The organism is Vibrio sp. 704 (assembly GCF_033339295.1).
Genome location: NZ_JAWOUH010000600.1, coordinates 1 through 630, shown reverse-complemented (window position 1 = coordinate 630; position 630 = coordinate 1). Strand labels below are relative to the sequence as shown.

The 630-nt window shown below is 47.3% G+C and carries 1 protein-coding gene; it reads left to right on the top strand.

The annotated features are described in order from the left end of the window. On the top strand, positions 1 to 541 hold a 541-nt coding region (locus R7R24_RS27980), incomplete at its 5' end, for an AraC family transcriptional regulator (protein WP_318120338.1). Between the last annotated feature and the right edge of the window lie 89 nt (positions 542 to 630).

Sequence of the window (630 nt, the reverse complement as noted above, 5' to 3'; positions counted from 1 at the left end):
ATTTCAAACCCTGGGGCAAGAGCTTGGCTCACCCAATATCGCGCTGCCCTATTTCCCTCAACCTGTGGTTTATGATCCCGAACTGGCAAGCCAATTGCGCTTGGTGTTTGAGACTCTAGAAAAATCGGACAATCGACTGCTGCGAGAAACCTTGGTGTACGGCACGTTGATCAAATTGGCGAGTAAACACAGCACTCACCGCGCACCACTAAAAGAATCCACCAAAGCGCAACGACAGTTACAGCTTGTAAAGGAGTTTTTAGAAGACTTTCCACAAACCGATGTGTCGCTGGAAGAACTCGCGAAACTGGCTGGGCTGAGCCCTTTTCACTTGCTGCGCGAATTTCAAAAGCAATTTGGCTTTCCGCCTCATGCTTACCAGATCCAGCAACGTTTACGTATGGCGAAAAAGCTGCTCAAACAAGGGCAGAGAATCTCTGATGTCGCACAAGAATGTGGTTTTCATGATCAAAGCCACCTGCATCGACACTTTAAGAAAGCCATGGGCGTCACGCCGGGCCAATATCTTCGCTTTAACTAAATCCGCAATATCGTACAAGGCGAGATGCCTCTACCACGTTACGTTGATAGCCTGACTTCAAAACAATTAAGAACAAACAATGGATAACA